Below are 22,215 nucleotides of genomic sequence, written 5' to 3'. Positions count from 1 at the left end.
TATGATCAAAAATCAAAGAGAAAACAGGAGTTTAAACCTCTACTTTTTGCTTGTCCGACGGGGTCTTGCGTTCGAAATCGAGTGATCACGAAAACGTGATCGGTGCATTTTGGGGGGACAAGCACCGGTTCGACCGGCGCAGGCGTCGGTCCGGTTCGGCCTTTGCAAGGAATGCTGGCGTGCAAGGGTAGCGCTATTCAGACAGGACCCTTTGCGTCGGGAAGACAATTTCCACCAGCGTACCCTGGTCCGGTGTGGAATCGATGTGAAAGCTCGCCCGATTGGCCTCCACCAGAGCCTTGGTCAACGGCAGGCCAAGTCCTGTTCCGCCCCCGCGGCTGGCCGTATGCAGTTGGCGGAAAGGTTCCAGTGCAGCCGTCAGCTGCTTTGCCGTCATTCCTGTTCCCGTGTCCCGCACCCTGAGAGCAACCTCTCCGTTGCTTTCAAGCGCTGTCGAGAGGATCACCTGCCCGCCGGATTTGTTGTACTTGATGCCGTTGGAAAGAAGGTTGAGGACGATCTGGCGCAATGAGCGCGGATCGGCGACGACATCCGGCACTGATTCCGGAAGACTTGCCCGGATAATCACCCGTTCCCGGTTGGCTTGCGGCTGCATCAGGGCAACGCACTCGTTGATCACCTCGTTCGTCGATACCGCGCTGAATTGCAAATCGAGCTTTCCCGCCTCGATCTTCGACAGATCAAGAAGGTCGTTGATCAGGCTCATGATGTGGGAGCCCGATGTTCTGATGTCTTTAAGGTAATCCTTGTACCGGTCGTTCCCGATCGCACCGAAGCGCTCTTCCATCATCACTTCGGAAAAGCCGATGATCGCGTTCAGGGGCGTGCGGATTTCGTGGCTGATCTTGGCCAGGAAATCAGACTTCTGCGAACTGGCGTTTTCCGCTTGCCGCTTGGCCTGGGTCAGCTCTTCTTCGGCGGTTTTCCATTGGGTGATGTCGCGCAGGACTGCGCAGTATTTCGCATCGTCGTTGCGGCTGGTGATCCGGCCCATGGTCATGAAGAGCGGGATGAGGCCGCCGGTAGGGACCTGACCGAGAACTTCGCGGCCGTCATTCAAGATGCTGGCAACGCCGTTCTTTGAAAGGCCGTCGAGATAGTCCGTTGCGGCGCGGTGGCTTTCCGGCGCCAGGAATTCGGTAAAGGGCGCGCCGATCATGTCGGCCCGGTTCGCGCTGAAAAGGGCCTCTGCGGATCCGTTGACCTTAACGATCGTCCCGTGCTGATCGAGCACGAGCACGCCGTCAGTCGCAGTCTCCAGGATCGTATCCATTTCCGCGATCTGGTCGCGCGCATTGTCCAGTTCGGAGCGGACTTCCGCAAAAAAGTTCGGAGAAGCGGGAACAGAATCTGCTGGTGTTCGCGCGGAGGGACGTTCGCTTATGGAAATCATCAGGCCGCGGCTGCCGTTCCACGGAACCGAATGCATGTGCGCATCCACGTTCATGACGCCACCGTCGGCGAGCCGGACTTTCATGGCCTCATCGACCTCACCGTCGACACCGACGGCATCGGTGAGTTCATCCGTGTCGTCGATGAAGAGTGCTTCAAGGCCACCAGCCTCCGACAGTGCGGTGACGGATGTGTAGCCGAGTAGCTTCAACAGCGCCTTGTTGGCGTAGAGCACTTCGCGGTCATGCACGATTGAAATCCCGATCGGCAGCCGGTCAAGCAGCGTGGGATCGATCGGCCCGGCTTCGGGGACTTCGGGCGGAAGATCGTCAAGCGGCTCTTCTTCTTCCGGGTCCGGTGCGTCGAAGTCTTCCAGGTCACCTTCCAGCCGCGCACCGAGCGCTTCGGCGATCTTGCGGAAAGCCTGGCGTTCGGGACGGGAAAGTCCTGACGTGTCTACGGGCACCACACGTGGGCGTGCCGTGGCAAGCGGGATAACCTCGCCGGTTCGTTGCTCCGGTTCGGATGTGCTTTCCGCCGACTTTCCGGCCTCTGCAGCCCGTTCTTCCTGTTCGAACGCAGCGGTTTCTTCAAAGAACTCGCGTTCCTCGTCGAGAGCGGGGTCTTCGTCGATCTCGGGTAGCAAATCCGCGCTTGGCTGGTCGGCGTCGTCGCTTTCGTCGTCGTCATGCGTTTCGTCAGCCACTTCTTGGGAACCGTCGTCTGACGCCTCATCGGCGTCCAAATCCGCTGCAGGCACATCGTCAGGAAGAAGATCACTATCAAGGGTTTCCTCAACCTTGTTTTCTTCCACACTCTCTTCGTGCGTATCCTGATCTGCAGAACTTTCTTCCGGTGTCTCGTCGAAGAGATCCCGCGGCTTGGCGTCCGACTGCTTGTAGGATTTCGCCAGGCTTTTTACGGCACTTTCGATCTCAGCAGGTTTCAGCGCCGCCGGACCGGCAATCCCAACCGGGACTTCCGCCTCGTCATCGGCACTATCGTTCTCGGGCTCTCCGACCGCCTCGCTTTCAATGCCTTCTTCGGCCTGATGTTCAGCGATGGCACTCTCGATGTCACCTTCGGACGCTTCGTCTTCCGGGTCCCTGTCGTCTGCCGTCACGTCTTCCAATGTGCCGGCTATGTCTCCACCGGCATAGGAATTCTCTTCGGAAGGGGCGTCATCCGATAGTTCCGGCGCTTCGTCGCTCTCTCCGATTTCATTTTCATCAACTTCGGACGCGATGTCGGCTTCGTCGGAGGTAACCGGATTGTCGATTTCCTCCGAGTGTTCCGGAGCGCTATCGAGGTTCTCGGATTCAGCTTCGGTTTCTGAATCGTCATCTTCGAGCACCGCGTCCAGCGCAGCGGCAGCATTTTTAAGGTCTTCAGAAAGGTCGTCAGTGCCTGCGGTTGCCTCGCTGTCCGAATGTTCAGCGGTCTCCGGAACAGGCTCCCGGTCGTTGACAGGTTCTGCCGGTTTTGCGTCCTTTTTGCCTTTGAACATGGAAAGGGATCCGACGAGAGCGGCGGCACTCGCACCGAGAAAGGTTCTTCCGCCAAGCGAGTTCGGGGGAGTGGGTTTCAGGTCCGACAGATCCTGCTCAGCCGAACCGTTTTCTGGGGAAACCTCTTTTGATGGTTCTTCTGACGTTTCAGCATCATTCGCCTCGGACTGCTCGTGATCGGGCACTTCATCAGAACTGTCTCCAGCTGCATCGCTGGTGACGGTGTCACTCAAATCAGCATTTTCCTCAAGGTCTTCGTCGACACTGTCCGCGTCGTTTTCGCTCAAACGATCATCGCCATCGATCTCGGCATGCTCTTCGCTTTCTTCAGGCGATGCTTCCAGTTGATCTTCCGGCTCTGTCTCGATGTGCAGTGCAGATGCGTCTTCATCTGCCGGGGCGTCGTTTGGATCTGCGGTCAGAGGGGCATGTTCATCGCTGTCTGCCGCGTCCTCTTGCAGGTCCGCGATGTCCTCGGCTCCATCTGCCTCGTCCGGTTCTGTCGATGGCATCTCGTCGCTTGCAACAGCTGCCGGTGCGATGATGGACACTGGTATGAAACCGTCCGGATCCTGAACCGCGTCCGACGTCCTGCAAACGCCGAAGCCGCGATAGCCCTCAAACTTGCGGTTCCGGTCAAAAGCGGGAAGCGCGGCCATATCGACAGGAACACGAAGCGCGGCACCCGTGACAGGCCAGGCGACGGTTTTTCCGCTCCAGGTGTCACGCCGGTCAAGCGCGCGGGCGATATTGCCACGCGGGTCCAGCCCGAATTTTTCAGAAACGTCTGCCCAGGTCGCACCGACGATATTCGTGGCATCGGGGCCAAGAACCTCGGCAAACTCGTCGGACAGGAAAGTGAAGCGCTGTTCGATATCCATTTTCCAGGCAAAACGGACCGGGCGCCGGCGTGGCTGAAAAACGAAACCATCCACCACATCCGCATCATCAGGAACGTTGTCAGAATGGAGAGGTTCGTCTTCTGATGATTCAGTCTCCGCTGCAATTTCGTCGGTGTCACTGTCAGGCTCGCCAGTGTCTTCGGCATCCGGAGCCTCATCCGGCTCTGATGGATCGGCAGCCGCGGACGAAGTCTCCGCGTCCACGCCTGAAGCATCCTCCGGCGTATCGGTTTCGCTTTCCGGTGCACTTGTCATGTCCGCGTCCGGAGCGTTCTCCTGCAGATCGTTGTCCGCATCAGTATCAACCGGTTCGGGCGTTTCGTCGATATTCGCACCGTCGCTCGTGTTGATCTCGGGCTCGTATTCCTGACTTGCCTCGTCCGCTGCGGCGTCGGTGGCGAGTGTTTCGGCGTCCTCCGGCTGCGCGTCCTCCCTGGCGGTTTCGTCAACCGTGTCCACGTCGGCAACATCCTCCGATGTGGCAACGACCGGGCTTATGATCGGGGCCGGGGCCTCATCCGTTTCAATGTCGGATTTTTCCGGAGCCGTCTCATCGCTCAAGGGCGCGTCCTGAAGAACAATGATCCGCGGACCCGCCGGAATTTGCAGGATTCCGCTATCATGGTAGCTGCCGTTGAGATCCAGCGGCCCGAAGAGCACTCTCTGGCCCTGCGGTAACTCGAGCGCCTCGGGTGTTCCGGTAAGGGCTCCGAAAGTCTCGTCGACCGTTTCATCCGACATCAGGAAGACGGTCTTACCGTCTGAGCGCAAGAGTTGGGCGAATGCGGGTATCGGCTCTTTCGTAAGTGCCAGCCCCTTGTCGCTGCATACGATCAGCGCAGCGGTGCCACCATCGGGCAGCTCGACGCGCTTGCACTGACAGGTGAGCAGCATCACCCTCAGACCACGGTAAAACCGCAGCCTGTCAATGCTGAAGCGATCAGTCAGACCGGACTGTGCGATGCGGGCAATGTGCGGCCGGGCAGGCGAACGCTCAAGTGCGGTCAGGGCCGAGAGTTCCGTAACCGACTGCGCGGAGAAAAAGGCTGCTCCGGCAGCATTCGACCACAGAATTTTCGCGCCGTCGGCAGACCAGAGCCAGGCGGCTCTTTTGTCGGCGGCGATTTGGACCAGATCCTTCATGGCACTCAGTTCCAGGAACGATTGGGTCTGGTTGTCCATGGTGTTGCTCCAATGGTCGGCGGTACCGAATTGCGGCGACGCTCCTGCCGGATTGAGTGATTTTGTAAACACTCTGTTAATACAAGCAAAGCTTAGCATCGTCCACGTAAAGCAAGTTTGCTAAAGGACTTACGTGAAGGCGTGGTTAATCTGTCCCCAATTGTTTGCCGGATTGCCGTCTGCGTGTTACGAATTTTTAGCAAGGTCAGAATTTGTGAGACGCGGGCAGCCCTGTCCGTGACCCGAGGAGCGCAGACATGAGCACTGACAAAACCGGTTACGAAGTCCCCGAGCAGATGCGCGAATTTGCCGAAAAAAGCGTCGACCAGGCGCGCAAGGCGTTCGACGATTTCATGGGTGCTACACAAAAGGCGGTCACCAACGTGGAAGACAGCGCCAGCGCCGTCCAGGCAGGTGCGGCCGACGTCAACAAGAAGGCGCTTACCTACGCTGAAGAGCACGTCAATGCAGCCTTCAAGTTCGCGCAGGACCTCGTCAAGGCGGATAACGTCGAAGACATGATGAAGCTGCAGCAGGACTATCTGCGCGGACAAATGGAATCGTTTGGCGAGCAGGCGCGCGAGTTCTCCAACACCGCGACCAAAACCGTTCAGGACGCGGCCAAGGCAGCCCAAAAGAAATAAGTTCGATTCAGCGCGGCACGCAGGGTGATGCATGCTCCGCGTGCCCCGTTTCCATTGCTTTGCAAGCGGTTGGAAACAGCCGCCGGTTTTCGAAATTATCTCTGACGCTACATCGGCGAGTGCCGAACTTCAACGCGCCCCGACGGAAGTTTCATTGTGCAGTGCAAAAAAATATTGCAATGCAACAAAAGATGCACTATGTAGGGGCTGCGGATGACGACAGGGTTCGCCGGTTGAAGACACGGCGGAGACAATTTGCACCGATGATCGCATCCGAACTCTAGGAGATGAGATCATGACCGATTCAACCACGACTACCGCTAAAGCGGCACCGAAGGCACGCGCCACCAAAGCCAAAGCTGCTCCGGCCGCTGCCACTTTCCCGGATTTTGAAGCTTTCGCCATTCCTCAAATGGAAGTTCCGGCTGTATTCCGTGAAGCCACGGAAAAAGGCATCGAGAGCGCTCGCGAAGCTTACGCCAAAGTGAAAACCGCTGCTGAAGATGCAACGGACCTGATCGAAGACACGTTCGAAACTTCCCGTCAGGGCGTTGTCGAGTTCAACCACAAGGCCGTCGACGCAGCGAAAACCAATGCCGATGCAACGTTCAACTTCATCAAGGACATCATGTCTGCGAAGACTGTTGCCGAAGCAATCGAACTGCAGTCCACATTCGCACGTCAGCAGTTCGATGCGCTGAGCGCTCAGAGCAAGGAAATGCATGAGATGGCTACCAAGCTCGGCACCGACGTTTCCGCGCCGGTCAAAGAAGCAATGGAAAAGTCCTTCAAGGATCTGAAGGTCAACTGATCCGCTTCGGCTGCATTCACGACGCGGCACTTAAGGAATTGCCCGGGGTATCGCCCCGGGCTTTTGCTTTTCAACAGCTCTGAATTTTCCGAATTTCAAGCTTGCCGCTTATGTTAAAGGGAGTTAAAAGACGCCCTTGAAAGCGATGGCCCGGACAATTATTGTTCATGCCACCGTAAGACCTTAGCAGACGTAGCTCAGTTGGTTAGAGCGTCGGATTGTGGCTCCGAAGGTCGGTGGTTCGAATCCACTCGTCTGTACCATTCCAAATTCAGCCCGATATTATAAGTGACGAATGCCGCTGCGCGTCGTAAGACGTGTCTCCGTGGTCTGCCGGTCTCGTCCTGTACATTCCATTGAAAAAACCGCGAACATCAGATTTGGCGGGGACGTTTCCAAGCGCACTCACGCTTTTCGGAATGCACGGAAGAACATCACGATGCCGAGGATGATCAGGAAGAAGCCGGTTGCGATGATGAACAGCGGACCGAGCGGGCCGTAGTCAGCTGCTATGAGTTCGAACTTTTCATTGGCCATTTGCATGAGGTTCGAAGCGGCGAATACACAGACAAGCGAAATGGTAATATGGGACAGTTTCATCTCTGGTGTACCCATTGAATGAATGATGTTCCCTCATACCGCACAAGTGTTCGCGGCTGCTTAGTTCTCTCGTTAAAATTGCATATATTGACAGTTGTCCCACCGGTTTGTCCTCTGGACCGTGAGGCGCAGCGTTAAAGCAACCCGCTCTGCGCGAACGCCTTTGCCGTCAATCGAGGATACGCTGAATGACACGCTCACCTGACCTTTCCGATCGCCTGAAACGCCTGCCCGGTCAATTGCTGCTGGCTTTGGTCAATGCGTCGGCACTCCTTGTCATAGTCGCGTGTGTTTTGGTCATTGTGATGCTGAACCGCGTTGATCATGCAAGCGGGCGCATTGCCGGTACGGTAACGGAGGCAACTCTTGCGAATCTCGAGATTACGCCGGCAACGCTCAAGGAGCGCCTGCAATCGGTGGATGCCAAGCTTGAAGCGTTGCGGGTCCGACTGGAGACGGCGGATATCAGGGAAGACGCGGCGCTCACCATGCAGATCGCGGAATTGAACAGCAATCTCAAAATCCTGAATGCGAGCGCGGCAATGATTGGCTCAGCAGGACCTGACATAGCAGAGGCGGCCTTGAGGCAGGCCGGGCAGACGCTCACCGAAGCGGTCCTGTCGCTCAGAGGGTGTAGCGCAGGCAAGGCGGCCCAGGCCTCAGAAAGTTGACGCGCGGGCCACTATGAACGGGAAAGACGCAGACCGAACCGCGGTACCAAAACACTCCCGGTGATTGAACTATCCCTGAAACACATCCGCCCATTCGGGATGCTTCTGCCGTTGTGCGTTCACATAGGGACACAAGGGGACAATCTTGACCTGTTTTTCCCGCGCGTCGGCAACGAGCCGTTCCAAAAGCGCTTTACTGACGCCAAGACCGCGCATGGAATCGGGAACGCCGGTGTGGTCGGCAATGATCAGATGATCGTTGACGATTGAAAACGTGAGTTCCGCCGGGTCCTCGATACCATCGACAACCGCGACGTAGCGTCCCTTGGCACCAAGGCGTTCCAGAGTAATCGATGGGGATACCGCTTCCGACATAACTGCCTCCTGGACCTGCGCCCCCGCGCATTCGTCTTACGCTGGAAATCACTCATTTGGATCAACCGCCCTGTCCCCTGAAGACCGGTAGCTTCTGGAAACGGGAAGGGCGCTTGTGTAGCGGAAGCAGCCCGTCCCTTGAAGCGGTGATCGCGCACAATCTGAGAATTGGAACGGAGAGGTTGGGGAGGGCCAATAGCGCCTCCCCATAGTTTAGGCAGCCAGGTCGAACAACAGGAACTCCGCGTTCTCCCGGGCGTTCAGGTCAATCCTGCCTTGGTCCAGCAAACCAAGCCCGTCACCGGCTTCAAGAACCTGACCATCGACACTGATGGCGCCCTTGACGATCTGCAGCCAGACCTTCCGATCGGGTCTTATCTCGAAGGAGACGTTTTTGTCCGCGCTCAACAAGGACGCATAGAGATCGACGTCCTGATGAATGGTGACAGAGCCTTCTCGCCCGTCCCGCGATCCGATCAGACGAAGGGCATCGCGGCGCTCTCCTTCCGGAAAGGCCTTTTGCTCGTAGCTGGGCGCGAGGCCATCGGCTTCCGGCACGATCCAGATCTGCAGAAAGTGAACCGGATCGGTGTTGGAGTGGTTGTACTCGCTGTGCCGGACGCCGGTGCCTGCGCTCATGCGCTGCAGCTCGCCGGGTCTGATCACCGAACCCGTTCCAATGGAATCCTTGTGCTCCAGGCCACCGGAAACGACATAGGAGATGATTTCCATATTCTGGTGCGGGTGTGTCGGAAACCCGCCCGAAGGCGCGACGCGGTCTTCATTGATCACTCGCAGCGCGCCGAAGCCGATGTGGTTCGGGTCGAAATAGGACCCGAAAGAGAAGGTATGCTTGCTTTTCAGCCAACCGAAATCGGCATCGCCGCGAGCGTCTGAAGGACGTAAGATCTGGTTCATGTGTCAATCCTTTCCCAACTGGGGCACGGGATAGCCGTGCGCTGTTGGGTCTAAGATTGTTATGAAAGCCAATTCAGACAATCACGTAGAAATTTGACGATTAGTCATTGAATTTTGAACAATCACGAATGCCTGACTTAGAGCGCTGCGTCGATCTCGCGGGACACAGCAACGGCTTCGTCAAAACTCAGGAACCGGACGTCTTGCCCTGCCGGCAGCCAACTGGACCCTGTCCATCTCTGCATGATGTCAAGACCCCGGAAGGTGATGGACATCATCTTGAGATCTCTCCGAACTTCGGCCATTCCCTCTAGTTTGAGACTGGCCAGAACAGCTTGTGCTTGTGCGGAGACTTTGGAGCGGTCGACTGAAGACCAGTCGACATCCGTGTCGTCCCAGATATAGTTTCTGACCATGATCGGGATCATCCGGTCCGCCCAGATGAACTGATCGCCTGTCTTGTGCGCAAAGCCGTTGCGCGCCAAGGCGTCCATCGGTGCAATCTGGTGGGGATGTGTGGGCAAAAACGGTTTTCCCCTCGGGAATGGCAGATCCGTGCTTTTGTCTTTGCCGTAGTCGACGGCAATTCTGAGGTAAGCGTCGACGATCTCCTCGTTCGATGGCCATGATGTTCCTGGCTGGCCCTCTAGCAGTTGTTCGACGACTTCCTTGGTGTAGATGAAGAAGCCAGCAGGAAAACCTCTGTGCCCGGCGCGTTCAAAGTCTTCCTGAGACAGATATTTGTCTTCCTGTTGTCGAAAGACTGCGGCCGCACAGACCCCGAGCGACCACAGCGCATCGCATGCAATTTCGAAGTCAGACGTATGCAGATGATAAATGCACCAATCATCGTCGGTGCCCATTCCCTCTTCGCGGGAAGAGATTTGGCGAAGTCTCTGGCTGATGGCGACGGCAAGAGCCCTGACCAGTTCCATTTCTGCAGGGCTACGTTGCCTTTGCGACGCGTCGGGCATCAAACTGTCACTTATTCTCAGGGGAGCAGCTACTGCACGGCCTTGGGCAGGTCGGCGCGAAGCCTGTTGTGCTCGGCGATTGCGCGCGACCGGTCGATATCCACGGTCACCGGTTTTCCCTCTGGCGAAAACGCCACCTTGAAGGTAAAGGCCTCTGCCGTCGGTCCGTCATCGCCGAGCAGCTCATGTCTTTCGACCGCCTCTTCCCAGTCGGGTTGATGATCCTTCGGAACCCACCAAAGGACGTAGGGGGGATAGTCAACCGCTTCCTTGACGAAGAGGTGGCCCAGTTTCAGGATCTCAGCATGTGCGCCACGATAGACTGCGGCGAGCGCTGATTCCAGATCCTGCCAGAGTGAAATGGTGGAGGGTGCCCAACCGTCGCCATTGTCGATCCAGTACTTCGGAAAGACCTGCTCACCCCAGATATCGGTGCCAGGTTCATCCTCATAGCCGGCACGCGCGATGAACCCGTCCGCTCTTTCCATGGCAGCCCAAATAGCGGGTTCATTGCTGAAAAAATCGTCATTTGCCGGATCGTCTGCGCGTTTCCGGAATTGCGCGAAAGTATAGAGCGCGAGCCAGTGTTCGGACATTTCCCCTCCCGATCCTTGCCCGCCGAACACTGTCTGCAATCCGGGCCGACTTCAAGCGCTTAATGCACTGGTGAAACAGATTGTTGCGTGCGATGGGTGGAAAAACGATTCCTCTTCGTTTTAAAAGCAGGAGGATTTGCCGGAAAAAGATCAAAAACCGGCCTGAAAGGATATCAGCTTGGACGATCTCAGCCTGTTTTCCCTCAGCCTTCTTGCGCTGTCTCTTCTTGCAACGGGCGTTGTCGCCGGAATCATCGCGGGGTTGCTTGGTGTTGGCGGCGGGATCGTGATCGTGCCCGTGCTCTATTACATGTTCACCGCCCTGAAGATCGATCCCGCGGTCCTGATGCATGTGGCTGTCGGCACGTCCTTGGCAACGATCCTGGCGACCGGGGCTTCCTCAGCACGCGCGCACTACAAGCGCGGCAGCGTCGACGTGGATCTCCTGAAGCGCTGGTGGTGGGCCATTGCGCTTGGCGTACTTGCCGGTGCAACGCTGGCAGGAAACATTTCCGGTGGAGCGCTCACTCTGGTTTTTGGCGTTGTCGCGCTCGCCGTTTCCGCCAACATGATGTTCCGGAAGGACGGATCTCATATTGCCGACAAATTGCCCGGATCGCCAATCAAGGAAGTCCTTGGTTTTCTGATCGGCGGTGTCTCGGTGATGATGGGGATCGGAGGCGGAACGCTCGGCGTACCGACGCTGACGCTCTTCAACTACCCGATCCGCAAGGCGGTCGGCACAGCTGCCGCAATCGGCCTCATTATCGCGGTTCCCGGCACGCTTTTGTCGATCTATTTCGGCTTTGACCTGGATGGCAAGCCGCCGCTTTCTCTGGGCTACGTCAACCTGATCGGCTTTCTGCTGATCATCCCGGCGTCGACGCTGACCGCGCCTCTTGGCGCGAAAATCGCACATGCGATTGACCCGTCCAGGCTCAAGCTCGTCTTCGCGCTCTTTCTCGGATTCACCGGACTGCGCATGATCTACGACGCCTTCTTTTGAGCGGAAAGCAAAGGTCTTTGATGGGTGGATCAAAAGGTTTCATTGGTTCTGAATCGAAATTGCCATGATAGTGAGGTCTTCCAACCGGGTCCTGGACCCAAGCCTCTTGGTCACACATGCTTGAAAAAAACGTCACTCTCAGCTTCAAGGGCTGCGTGCAAGGCGCGCTGATGTGCGTTCCTGTCTTTCCCGGGGTCATCGCGTTGGGTGCGGTCTTCGGAACGGTCGCCGCGCAAAAGGGGCTGACCTTTGTCGAAACAATCCTCATGAACTCCATCGTCTTCGCCGGAGCGAGCCAGTTCGTCGCGATGGAAGTTTACGCGGATCCCCTGAACTGGGCGACCCTGATTGCAATGGTCGGGGTAACGGCTGCGGTCAACATGCGCATGCTGCTTATAGGCGCGAGCCTGAGACCGTGGTTGGGCCAGGTCCCGGGCTATCAGACCTATCCCGCCCTTTTCCTGCTGACCGATCTGAACTGGCTTTTGACGGTCGCCCGCTATGACAAGGGAGACCGGGACTGGGGGATCTATCTCGGCAGCGGTCTGATCGTTTGGGCCGTCTGGTCGTTGTCCGTGATCCCCGGCTACTTTGCAGGTAGCCTGATAACCGATTCAAAGGCGTTCGGGCTCGATGTGGTGTTGCCTGCCTTTTTCGTCGCGCTCCTGGTCCCGCTCTGGAAGGGAAAGCGGCAGACCGTCAGTTGGCTCGTTGCAGGTCTTGTTGCCTGGGCAACCTGGGCACTCGTCGGTGGCTATTGGAGCATTTTCACCGGCGCGATCGCGGGCGCGCTTGCGGGAGCCTATCTCGATGAGTGAAGGGGCCCTGAGCGCGGACACGATGTTCCTGATTGCCGTACTTGGAATGGCTTCCGTCACCTATGCGCTTAGGGCTGGAGGTTACTGGGTGATGGGGCGTTTGACCATCACGCCGAAAATGCGCCGCGGGCTGGAAGCACTGCCCGGCGCGATTATTGTCTCGACCGTGTTGCCGATCATTTTACAGGGGGGGCTGGCTGTCGGACTATGCCTGATCGTCGCCGCCATTGTGCAGCTCAAGGTCAAAAAGGAATACATTGCCGTCTTCTGTGCAGCTGTCGCCGCCGCCGGCTTGCGAGCCGCCGGGCTTTGAACGCGGGTCGGTTCAAAGCAGCTCTTCACGTGCACGTTCAGCCGTTTTCTCGCGGCTGTCACCAGCGTCTATCTCGGGCCATTTCAAATCACCGATCTGGTAGGTGAGCTGCTTTTCGACAATTTCCGGCGTCGCGTCCGAGGCATCTCCGGCACGGGCAGCAACACGCTCCTTAAGAATGCTGGAAGAAGCGCTAAGCCAAAGACCTGAAAATCTGGCCTCAACGTTTAGCGCGATTTTCTCAATCTTTTCACGTTCGCTTTCAGCAGCAAAAACCGCATCGAAAATGGCCGAATGTCCGGCAGCCAGAACGCACTGGATCATGTCGTCGATCGCGCTGTAGACACGATTTGAGGCTTCGAGTGTGTATGCTTCCAGCGGCGCTTTCTCGCCCTCGGGTATGCCGAGCAATCGTTTGCGCGCTACGTCGGTTCTAAGCACGCGCGCGCCGGGCGCACGGCCGATATCCGGCGCAAGCTCATAGGCAAGCGTTGTCTTGCCCGTGCCTGAAAAACCGCCGATGGCGACCAGTTCAGGCTGGGCGGGTTCCAGGAAAGCCAGAGCAAAGTCGAAATAGGTTCTGGCCTGTTCCTGCTGCAGTTGCCTTTGCGCTGGATCGGTCTGCGCAAGTGCGGAACTTGCAGCAATCTTTGACCGGATGGCTGCGCGCATCATGAGAAAAAACGGAAGCGCCGCAAGGCCCTCCGGGTGGTTGTCGAGCCGGTTCAGATCGAGATAGCGGTTGAACACCCTGTTGGCCGCGCCTGGTTGTCCGCGCTCCCAAAGGTCCATCAGCAGAAAGGCGAGGTCATACAGAACATCACCCGTCGCGATTGCGTCGGAGAATTCGACGGCGTCGAAAAGAACGGGTTGGTCGTCAATCAGCACGATATTGCGCAAATGTGCATCGCCGTGACAGCGGCGGATCAGCCCAAGTTCTCCCCGCTTCAGAATGAGTTCCCGAAGCGATGCCAAAACGGTGCGCGACTGCTCGGTGAGGTGGCGTACATCCTCGGCCGCAAAGAGATCGGGATGTTCGTGAAACGCTGCATCATTCTGTTCAACATAGGAGCTAAGCTCTTCATAAAAACCGATACCATCGCGCTCGGGTGCTACCGTGTGCGCGGCTGCCATCATGCTGGCGAGCTTGTCTGAAAGCTCATCGGGAAGCGGGGCGAGGTTTGCCATGACATCCAGTTCGTCGCGATGCTCGAACCGGTTCATCACAACGGCCCATTCCACCGGTTCGCCGGCGCCATTCAGCGCAAGGGTTCCGTCCGTCTCGCGCGTAACCGGAAGCGCTTCGCGATAGATCTGGGGCGCATTCGGCTGGTTGAACGTGATTTCCGCCTTGCACGCCTGTTCCCGCAGCGCGAGGCTTGAATAGTCCAGGAATGGATATTTGACATCGCGCTTGATCTTGAAGGCGAGACTGCCCACGAGAAAGATCACGTTGGCATGGGTGCTGATCTGATGAACGTCTGGCCGGCTCGGGTCGTCCGATGTCATCGCCCGAAAGAATTCAATAACGCTCGCCTGTGATTGGTCCATGATCAGTCCCGTGATGACGCTCAATGATTTTGCACTAAGTGTGAAGCGACCTGTTTGATTCTTCTCAATGTGGCCGGATGACGGTGTGGCACAAATAACGGGCTCTGTCTTTACAGGAGGATCTCATGAGCGACTATCCGGCATTGAAAAAGATCAGGTTGAACCTGGCTCGGACGAAGGACTTTCCCCAAGGGTCCGCCCGTCATGGATACGAATTCACCGCACCGCTCGACGAGACGGGTCACATAGACGCTGCGCTTTGGAAGAAGGAGCGCGATCATTGCCGCGTGCGCAGGTTCTGGGGCAGCGAGATGGAAGAGGTTGGCCACCTCATCCATCGTCCAGGCGGATCCTGGGCGTTCCACTACGATATTGATGGCGACGATGACGACGAGGCGGGTTACCGGTTCGGCGACCATGCCTTCAACCCTGGCGAATATGTGTCGATTAAGGATGAAGACGGGGACATGCACACATTCCAGGTGGTGACTGTCTTGTCGGTTTGAACGGTCTGGCGCCCACGCGTCGGGCAGATTTTCAAAGGCGCCCCGCCTCGCTTGAGGCACGATGAGGGACAGCGTCCTGAAAAATGTCCAGAGTGAACAAAGCTTGCCGTCCGCTCTCTGTTCCGAAACCCGGGATCCGCCTCTGTAGGAGACGCGGAATGGGGAAGTAACAGGTAGCGGGCGTTGCGATATTGGATTTGGCGCGCGCCAAGGAGAGATATGCTCCAGATGGAAACTTCAGTCCATTTGGGAATGATCTCATTGCGAATAAATCTGATTTCAGGTTCTGACAGCGCAGTCTTTCTTACGCTATAGAATGAATGACTGAAATCTTGAAGGGCGGGACGCAGAATATGGACCAGAAAACCGGCGGTGAATTGTTGGTTGAGGCCTTGGAGCGGCACGGCACCGAACGTGTTTATTGTGTTCCCGGTGAAAGCTATCTTGCAGTTCTCGATGCCCTTCACGATGCGTCCATTCCCGTAACGGTGTGCCGCCAGGAAGGCGGCGCGGCAATGATGGCCGACGCGCACGGCAAGCTTACCGGCAAACCCGGTATTTGCATGGTGACGCGCGGACCGGGTGCAACCAACGCGTCCGCCGGCGTCCATGTGGCCGCCCAGGATTCCACGCCGATGATCCTCTTCATCGGACAGATCGAACGCGGCATGCGCGAACGCGAGGCGTTTCAGGAGGTCGACTACCGGCAGATGTTCGGCGGGATCGCCAAATGGGTGGCCGAAGTCGACCAGGCCGACCGCATGCCGGAATTCATTTCCCGTGCCTTTCACGTGGCAACATCGGGGCGTCCAGGACCGGTCGTACTCGCACTGCCGGAAGACATGCTGGTCGAACGCGCGGCAGCGCCGCAGCCGCCTGCCTGGCAACAGGTCGAGACACATCCGGGCCTGACGCAGATGGCTGACCTGCAGAAGCGGCTTTGGGCTGCGGAACGGCCAATTGCCATTCTTGGTGGCAGCCGCTGGTCGGAAGATGCCGTCGCTGCCTTCACGCGGTTTTCCGAACGGTTCAACTTGCCGGTCGCCTGCTCTTTCCGCCGTCAGATGCTGTTCGACAACCTGCATCCGAATTATGCAGGCGATGTTGGAATTGGCATCAATCCGAAACTGCTTGCGCGCGTAAAATCCTCCGACTTGATCCTTCTTGTGGGAGGACGGCTTTCCGAGATGCCGAGCCAGTCATATTCCCTGCTGGACATTCCGGCATCTGGACAGCAACTGGTTCATGTCCATCCTGACCCGGAAGAGCTTGGGCGGGTCTATCGCCCCGCTCTTTCGATCAACGCAAGCCCGACCGCCTTTTGCAAGGCTGCTGAAGGATTGCAGCCGCCGAACGAGATCAAGGGAGCAGGTGAAGCCGAACAGGCACATCAGGATTATCTCGACTGGTCGGGTGCAAGACCGGAAATACCCGGTAAGCTGCAGATGTCCATGGTGATGGACTGGCTGGAACAGAACTGGCCTCAGGACGTGATCTGCACGAACGGGGCGGGCAATTATGCGACCTGGCTGCACCGGTTTCACCGTTTTCGCCGCTTTGGCACACAGGCCGCGCCAACCTCGGGATCGATGGGCTACGGCCTGCCTGCAGCGGTTGCCGCCAAGCTCGTTCGTCCGCAGCAGGAGGTGGTGTGCTTTGCCGGAGATGGCTGTTTACAGATGTCCATGCAGGAGTTCGGCACCGCCTGTCAGGAAGGCGCCAACATTATCGTATTGGTCATCGACAACGGCATGTACGGCACAATTCGCATGCATCAGGAACGCACCTATCCCGGCAGACCGTCTGCGACAAAACTGGTGAACCCGGATTTCGCTGCCCTTGCGCAATCCTACGGTGCGTTCGGGGCAACGGTCGAAACGACGGAAGACTTCGGCCCGGCCTATAAGGCCGCGCGTGCATCCGGCAAACCTGCGATCCTGCACCTGAAGCTGGACCCTGAAGCCATCACGCCTGCGGCATCCTTGAGCCAGATCCGCCGCGCGGCAGAAGCGAAGTGACGGGACCTGCGATCAGTCGGTTGCAGCGTCCTCTTCCGGTGTCCCGGTCCGCAATTTGCTTTCGTTGAGACTGAGCGAAATGATCAGCCCGACCACGGCAACGGCCAGTCCGAACCAGAAGGCCGCGTGAAGGCCTGTGGCAAATGAATCGCGCACCGCACTCGTAATAGCTTCTGCTTCCTGGCCCGAATACCGATCAGTGATTGACATGACGGCCGGATCCTTGAGCGTTCCGGCCGCGAGCACGCGTAGGTCTCCGGTTAGCAAGGTAACATTCGCTGCCGCCGTGACCGCCTCGACTTTCCCGATCGCTGCCCCGAACATCATGGCCGTCGCGCAGGCGATGCCGATTGCCCCGAGGCCGAGATGGAACATGAATGAGAGGCCGCCTGCGAGCCCTGCGCCCTTGGCACCGACTGCATTGACGGCTGCTGTTCCCGCGGGTCCGAATACCAAGCCGCCACCCAGACCGACGACCAGCATCACAGGGACAAGCGCCGCATAGCCCCAGGACGTTTGCAAAAAGAGCATCAGGACGCAGCCCAGAACGAGAGACGCATGTCCTGCGGCCATCAGTTTTCTCGGTCCGATAGCGTTGTAGTAGTTTCCGACGGCGAGATTCATCACCGCCAGTACCACGGCCAGCGGCAACATTCCCATTGCACTCCAGAATATCGACCAGCCGAGGACTTTCTGCATGTATTGAGGCAGGTAGAGAAGGCACAGAAACAGGACCACCGCAGGCAGTCCGTTGAGTGCAAGAGTTCGGACAAACTGGTGATTTCGCATCATTGTGAGCGGGATCATTGGATCCTTGACGCGGCTTTCTACGAAGGGAAAGAGCGCAAAGAACACCAACGCACCCGCAAACAGAGCAAGAGTGCTCGCATGGAACCAGCCATTGTCAGCGCCGGTATCGAGCCCGAACAGAAGGCAAAACACGCCGACGGCGAGAACGGCCATCCCGGATATGTCGACGGCTTCGTTGGTCGAATGCTCCTTTTCCCGTTCGATGAAACGAAAGATCAGGACGGCGGAGAGCACGGCAAAAACCGCATTGAAGACAAAGAAACCGCGCCAGTCACCGAGAGCGGATAAAGATCCCGCGATGAAGGGTGCAAGAACATTTCCGGCCGCGACCGACCCCATCAGGATGCCCATCGCCGGGCCGCGTTCGTCTTCTTCGACGGATGTTGCGGCGAGCGCCAGGATACAGGGCCAGACCAGCGCCGACCCGACACCCTGTGCTGCTCTGGCAAAAATGAGGGTGGAAACAGTCGGCGCAAGAATACAGCCGATGGAGGCGACGAAAAAAATGCCGAGACCGATCAACACATAACGCCGGTGTCCAAGCAGGTCGCCGAGCCGTCCGCCTGCGACGAGACCCATCGACAGCGTGAGAGCGTAGGCATTCAGAACCCACTGAGTGGTTGTGATATCGACAGAATATTCCTGCTCAATGGGCGTTACCAGGAGCATTGCGCCGGTGAAGTCGGTACCGATCATGAAGGACGGAATCGATACGGCTCCCAGTATCCGTTTGGCATTCGCGTCCACGAGCCCCTCCCGCTAAGCGTTACGACCATAGCCTACGCCGGAAGAACGCAGAAAAGCGAGCGGCAGTATTAATATTCGTCCGGAACATTCGAAACACTCAAAGTAACGAGCGCGATGCCGGGATCGTCCGGCGATGTCCCGACCGTAAATCCGAGGGCCTGGCACATGGAAATCATCGACGTGTTTTCCTTCAGGACTTCGCCCTTGATCGTCTGGATGCCGTCAGCCCTTGCATATCGGATGATGAGTTTCATTAAAGCCCAGCCAAGTCCGATCCCCTTGAGGTCCGATCGCACCATGACTGCATATTCACCGCTCTGGTGATCGGGATCGGCATGAAGACGGACAACTCCAAGAAGAGCGCCGTCCTGCGGATCTATCGCCGCAAACGCGATAGCCCTGGCGTAGTCAAGCTGCGTGAGCCTCGACAAGAACCGGTGACTGAAATCGCGCACAGGCGCAAAGAAGCGCAGACGCAAGTCCTCCGGCGTGATGGCTTCGAAAAAGGTTCTGAAAAGCTCTTCGTCTTCCGGCCGCACCGGGCGCACGAAAACTTGCCGGTCGCCCTTCAACGAAAGGGTCTGCTCCCACTCCTGGGGATAGGGTGTTATGACAAGGCGCAAGCGGCCGGTGCGTCCAGGCCGGTTTTCAGGATGGCAAAGGGTCATTCGCGCATCCAGTCCGATGAGACCAGAGGGCAGGGCAACCAGCGGATTGATATCGAGTTCCAGGATTTGCGGAAGATCGATCGTGATTTGCGACAACTTGACCAGCGCTTCGGCCAGGGCCGGGGTGTCGAGTGCCGGGCGGGACGGGCCGCCATCCAGAAGGCGCGAAATGCGTGTCCGGCCGATCTGGGCCTTGGCAAGATTGAGATCGAGTGGCGGCAGCTCCAGGGCGATGTCCTCGCTTTCCTCAATCGAGGTGCCGCCATGACCGAAGACAAGGACCGGACCGAACTCGCGCGTTTCTGCAAGTCCCAAGTAAAGTTCCATGCCGTGCCGGTCTTCCAGCATCGGGTGGAGCGAAATGCCGGCAATGGTCGCATCCGGATAGTCCCGGCGCGTATTGGCGATCAGTTCCTCGGCCGCCGCATGAACGGCGTCCGGGCTTTCAAGGCCCAGCCGGACCCCGTCAATCCGCGACTTGAACGGCAAATCCGGTGAAATCAGCTTCGCAACGCAGTGCCGTGACGACTGAAACAATGTGCCGGAAAGCTCCCTCGCTTCGCGCGGGGTTTTCGCCATCAGTGTCTGCATGACAGGAAGATCGTAAGCTTCGAGGACGTCGCAGACCTCTCGCGGGTCCAGCCAGGTACGGCCTTCCGACAAAGCTGCATCGACGATGGTCCGGGCGCGCGCGGCATCGGGCGAGAAACTTGTCGCCATGCTCGGTGGAACCGCCATGAGAAACTCGCGCGCCTGTGCGTCACGGGCAAGGTGCATCAGACTTCGCGCTGCCTCTGCCGGGCTAGCATAATTGGGAACCTTGGCAGAGGAAAGTTCCGCCCGAATTGTGCCGTCGCTCCCGATCAGTCCGGCCACAAGTGCTTTTTTCCGGCCGGTCCGGCGCCGGTCAGCCCCAGCGGCATCGATAACCGATTTGGTGATGGTCCTGAGTGGCTGAAAGGCGCTTGCGGCCTGCAGGACGACGGCCCCATCGACCCCCGGGTCTTTCAGAACGGTGGTGATCGCCGCGGTAATGTCCTCCGGCGTAACGTTTTCGCGCAGTATGACGGAGCCACCTGCGGCAGCCGTCGTTTCGAAGTCGGAAGTTTCGCGGCTGACGTTCTCCAGCTCCTGCCTTGTTGCCGCACTCAGGGTCGCAAAGCGTCCACCCAGATCCTGCAGCCTGTCGACGGCGAGACTGGCCAGGCTGCGGCCATTGGCGACAACAGCGACTTCGTTGAGGCGCGGGACCCGGATGTGAGAAAGGGTTTCCAGAGCTTCGAACATCTCATCGAGGTCAAAGACGCGCAACAGCCCGGTTCGCCGGAAAACCGTTTCATAAACGAGATCGGTTTTTGCAAGGCGCCCGGCATGGGTGCGTCCTGTCCCTCCGGTGTCACGGCTCTTGCCGGAACGGATCACGATGACGGGTTTGGTGCGCGCGGCTGCTCGTGCTGCGGAAATGAACTTTCGCGGTACCGCTATTCCTTCCAGATGCAAGACAATCGATCGTGTCCGGTAGTCCTGCGCGAAATAGTCGATCAGGTCGCCAAGGTCGACATCTATGCGCGCGCCGAGCGATACCACGGCGGAGAAACCTGTATTGTGGGTTTTGGCCCAGGACAGTGTTGCGTTCAAGACGGCGCCGGATCTTGAGAAGAACGCGATATCGCCGCGTGCAGGCGCTTCGGCGCTTAAGAGCGCATTCAGTTTGCTGGCCGGTACGGCAACCCCGAGACTGCCGGGCCCGATGAGCCTGAGGTTGGTCTGGCGTGCGGCTTCGCGGCAGTCTTGCATAAGCTCTTCCGGCCAGCTTTCGTAACCGGATGAAGGGATCAGCACAGCACGGGTGCCGCCACGGCCGAGCGTTTCGATTGTCTGCGGAAGGGCTTCCGCCTTCGCAAGATAGATGACGAGATCCGGCATCGTTTCCAGATCATCCAGCGAGGCGTATTTTGTCCCGCCGAACGGGATGTTTTCCGCAATCCCGATCAGCGAAACCCGATGCTCGGCCTCAATGTCGTGAAGGCATTCGATCAACTTGGCGGTCAGCACACCGGGATGCCGGCATGGCCCCATGACGGCCACGGAATTCGGGGCAAAAAAACCTTCAAGGTTTCGGATGGTCACGCAGGTCTATCCCTTCCACACGTCCGATGAAGATCACCAGCCTAGCGGATATTTGAGACAAAAAAATTCCCGCGGACCGTTTTCCAACATGGCCGCGGGAATTGGCATTCCAATCGACCCTAGTGCGCCATCAGAACAGGAACGGTCATGGCTTCCAGAATTTCGCGTGTCGCGCCGCCAAAGAGAAATTCGCGCATGCGGCTGTGGCCATATCCACCCATGACAACCAGATCGTTGCCCTTGTCGGACACCTGGTTGAGGACTGTATCGGCGACACTCGCCTGCGGATTGACGACGACTTCCACCGTCACGTTCATGTTGTGGCGGGCAAGGTAGTTGGCAACGTCAGCTCCCGGTTGACCCTCATCTTTTGAGGCGCGTTTTTCGATAACGAGTACCGTGATCTTTTCGGCTTTTTCCAGGACGGGCAGCGCGGCGTGGATCGCACGGGTTGCCGTCGAACTGCCGTCCCAGCCAACCAGAATGTTCTTGGGTTGGAAAGCCATGCTGCCAATATAGGGAACCAGCATGACGGGAACGCCGCTTTCAAACAGGACGGTTTCGATCAGGAGTTCACGCATCGGTTCAGGCCTGTCCGGATTGGACTGTCCGATCACGACAAGATCGGTCGGCCGGCAATGAACAAGCACGTTTTCCAGCGGTCCCCCGGTCAGGATCTCGGCGATCCGGCTCTCGCTTTTGGTCGCGGCAAGGCGCGCAAGTTCGTCAAAATCCTTTTTGGCTTCGTTTGCTGCGGCAATGGCCTGTTCGTGTGCTGCCTGCATGTAGTCGACAGGCATGGGAGCGGCGGCAAAAGCAGGAACAACCGGTTCGAAGGCAACCGCCAGTCCGGTCACATGCGCATCATGAATGCGCCCGAACTCCAAAGCATATTTTGCCGCAAGCTGGTCGCCTGCGAGATCGAGAATGGTCAAAACATCTTTGATGGGCATTTATCCCTCCTAGGGCTGGAGACGGTGTGCTGAGCCAGCGACATGGAATCTACAGAACAGGTATGACGCGGGTCCTTGACGCGTATCAATTGATTTAGTCA

At 57.8% G+C, this 22,215-nt stretch carries 18 protein-coding genes and 1 tRNA gene; 9 read left to right on the top strand and 10 right to left on the bottom strand.

All coding sequences use genetic code 11. The features are described from left to right. Positions 1 to 193: 193 nt before the first annotated feature. Positions 194 to 5,005, bottom strand: coding sequence for an ATP-binding protein (locus Q0915_RS31820; protein ID WP_299484372.1), 4,812 nt, complete (start codon positions 5,003 to 5,005; stop codon positions 194 to 196). A 257-nt stretch (positions 5,006 to 5,262) separates the two neighbouring features. On the opposite strand from Q0915_RS31820, the gene Q0915_RS31815 reads away from it, so the two are divergent. The 3 genes from Q0915_RS31815 (at position 5,263) to Q0915_RS31805 (ending at position 6,723) form a co-directional block, all read left to right on the top strand. Continuing rightward, positions 5,263 to 5,649: a phasin gene (locus Q0915_RS31815; protein WP_299484371.1), complete on the top strand. Its 387-nt coding sequence runs from the start codon at positions 5,263 to 5,265 to the stop codon at positions 5,647 to 5,649. A gap of 295 nt (positions 5,650 to 5,944) precedes the next feature. Beyond that, positions 5,945 to 6,460 carry a phasin gene (locus Q0915_RS31810; protein WP_299484370.1) on the top strand — a complete coding sequence of 172 codons (516 nt, stop codon included), beginning with the start codon at positions 5,945 to 5,947 and terminating at the stop codon, positions 6,458 to 6,460. A gap of 186 nt (positions 6,461 to 6,646) precedes the next feature. Beyond that, a tRNA-His gene (locus Q0915_RS31805) sits at positions 6,647 to 6,723 on the top strand. Positions 6,724 to 6,865: 142 nt separating this feature from the next. Here the strand turns inward: Q0915_RS31805 and Q0915_RS31800 are convergent. Next, positions 6,866 to 7,060 carry a hypothetical protein gene (locus tag Q0915_RS31800; RefSeq protein ID WP_299484369.1) on the bottom strand — a complete coding sequence of 65 codons (195 nt, stop codon included), beginning with the start codon at positions 7,058 to 7,060 and terminating at the stop codon, positions 6,866 to 6,868. A gap of 188 nt (positions 7,061 to 7,248) precedes the next feature. Here Q0915_RS31800 and Q0915_RS31795 point away from each other — a divergent pair, with 188 nt between their 5' ends. Then, positions 7,249 to 7,731 (top strand): hypothetical protein, encoded by a 483-nt coding sequence (locus Q0915_RS31795; RefSeq protein WP_299484368.1) that lies wholly within the window; start codon positions 7,249 to 7,251, stop codon positions 7,729 to 7,731. A gap of 69 nt (positions 7,732 to 7,800) precedes the next feature. On the opposite strand, the gene Q0915_RS31790 is transcribed toward Q0915_RS31795, so the two are convergent. From Q0915_RS31790 to Q0915_RS31775, 4 genes are all read right to left on the bottom strand, one after another. Beyond that, positions 7,801 to 8,106, bottom strand: coding sequence for a GNAT family N-acetyltransferase (locus Q0915_RS31790; protein ID WP_299484367.1), 306 nt, complete (start codon positions 8,104 to 8,106; stop codon positions 7,801 to 7,803). A gap of 213 nt (positions 8,107 to 8,319) precedes the next feature. After that, a complete protein-coding gene (locus Q0915_RS31785) occupies positions 8,320 to 9,024 on the bottom strand; it encodes a pirin family protein (protein WP_299484366.1) in 705 nt (234 codons plus the stop codon). A gap of 137 nt (positions 9,025 to 9,161) precedes the next feature. Continuing rightward, a complete protein-coding gene (locus Q0915_RS31780; RefSeq protein WP_299484365.1) occupies positions 9,162 to 9,998 on the bottom strand; it encodes a hypothetical protein in 837 nt (278 codons plus the stop codon). A gap of 29 nt (positions 9,999 to 10,027) precedes the next feature. Next, positions 10,028 to 10,594: a DUF3291 domain-containing protein gene (locus tag Q0915_RS31775; RefSeq protein ID WP_299484364.1), complete on the bottom strand. Its 567-nt coding sequence runs from the start codon at positions 10,592 to 10,594 to the stop codon at positions 10,028 to 10,030. A 178-nt stretch (positions 10,595 to 10,772) separates the two neighbouring features. Here Q0915_RS31775 and Q0915_RS31770 point away from each other — a divergent pair, with 178 nt between their 5' ends. The 3 genes from Q0915_RS31770 to Q0915_RS31760 all read left to right on the top strand — a co-directional run bounded on the left by Q0915_RS31770 (position 10,773) and on the right by Q0915_RS31760 (position 12,731). Further along, the gene (locus Q0915_RS31770; protein ID WP_299484363.1) at positions 10,773 to 11,600 is read left to right on the top strand and encodes a sulfite exporter TauE/SafE family protein; all 828 of its coding nucleotides are present in this window, start codon (positions 10,773 to 10,775) and stop codon (positions 11,598 to 11,600) included. A 116-nt stretch (positions 11,601 to 11,716) separates the two neighbouring features. Beyond that, positions 11,717 to 12,418: an AzlC family ABC transporter permease gene (locus tag Q0915_RS31765; RefSeq protein ID WP_299484362.1), complete on the top strand. Its 702-nt coding sequence runs from the start codon at positions 11,717 to 11,719 to the stop codon at positions 12,416 to 12,418. Further along, positions 12,411 to 12,731: an AzlD domain-containing protein gene (locus Q0915_RS31760; protein ID WP_299484361.1), complete on the top strand. Its 321-nt coding sequence runs from the start codon at positions 12,411 to 12,413 to the stop codon at positions 12,729 to 12,731. Before Q0915_RS31765 ends, Q0915_RS31760 begins: the two co-directional genes overlap by 8 nt. Positions 12,732 to 12,743: 12 nt before the next feature. On the opposite strand, the gene Q0915_RS31755 is transcribed toward Q0915_RS31760, so the two are convergent. Beyond that, the gene (locus Q0915_RS31755; protein ID WP_299484360.1) at positions 12,744 to 14,282 is read right to left on the bottom strand and encodes a bifunctional aminoglycoside phosphotransferase/ATP-binding protein; all 1,539 of its coding nucleotides are present in this window, start codon (positions 14,280 to 14,282) and stop codon (positions 12,744 to 12,746) included. Positions 14,283 to 14,407: 125 nt separating this feature from the next. Here Q0915_RS31755 and Q0915_RS31750 point away from each other — a divergent pair, with 125 nt between their 5' ends. Beyond that, entirely contained in the window at positions 14,408 to 14,788 is a 381-nt protein-coding gene (locus Q0915_RS31750; RefSeq protein ID WP_299484359.1) for a hypothetical protein, read from the top strand. Between the two features lie 353 nt (positions 14,789 to 15,141). Continuing rightward, positions 15,142 to 16,806 carry a thiamine pyrophosphate-binding protein gene (locus tag Q0915_RS31745; RefSeq protein ID WP_299484358.1) on the top strand — a complete coding sequence of 555 codons (1,665 nt, stop codon included), beginning with the start codon at positions 15,142 to 15,144 and terminating at the stop codon, positions 16,804 to 16,806. Between the two features lie 12 nt (positions 16,807 to 16,818). Here Q0915_RS31745 and Q0915_RS31740 read toward each other — a convergent pair whose 3' ends face one another. From Q0915_RS31740 to Q0915_RS31730, 3 genes are all read right to left on the bottom strand, one after another. After that, entirely contained in the window at positions 16,819 to 18,363 is a 1,545-nt protein-coding gene (locus Q0915_RS31740) for an MFS transporter (protein WP_299484357.1), read from the bottom strand. Between the two features lie 68 nt (positions 18,364 to 18,431). Beyond that, positions 18,432 to 21,161, bottom strand: a complete 2,730-nt coding sequence (locus Q0915_RS31735; RefSeq protein WP_299484356.1) for a GNAT family N-acetyltransferase — start codon at positions 21,159 to 21,161, stop codon at positions 18,432 to 18,434. A gap of 119 nt (positions 21,162 to 21,280) precedes the next feature. Further along, entirely contained in the window at positions 21,281 to 22,114 is an 834-nt protein-coding gene (locus tag Q0915_RS31730) for a universal stress protein (RefSeq protein WP_299484355.1), read from the bottom strand. Between the last annotated feature and the right edge of the window lie 101 nt (positions 22,115 to 22,215).

It is taken from the genome of uncultured Roseibium sp. (assembly GCF_947494555.1).
GTDB lineage: Bacteria > Pseudomonadota > Alphaproteobacteria > Rhizobiales > Stappiaceae > Roseibium.
The sequence above is the reverse complement of the archived record's forward strand: the minus strand, read 5'-3'. Positions and strand labels throughout refer to the sequence as shown.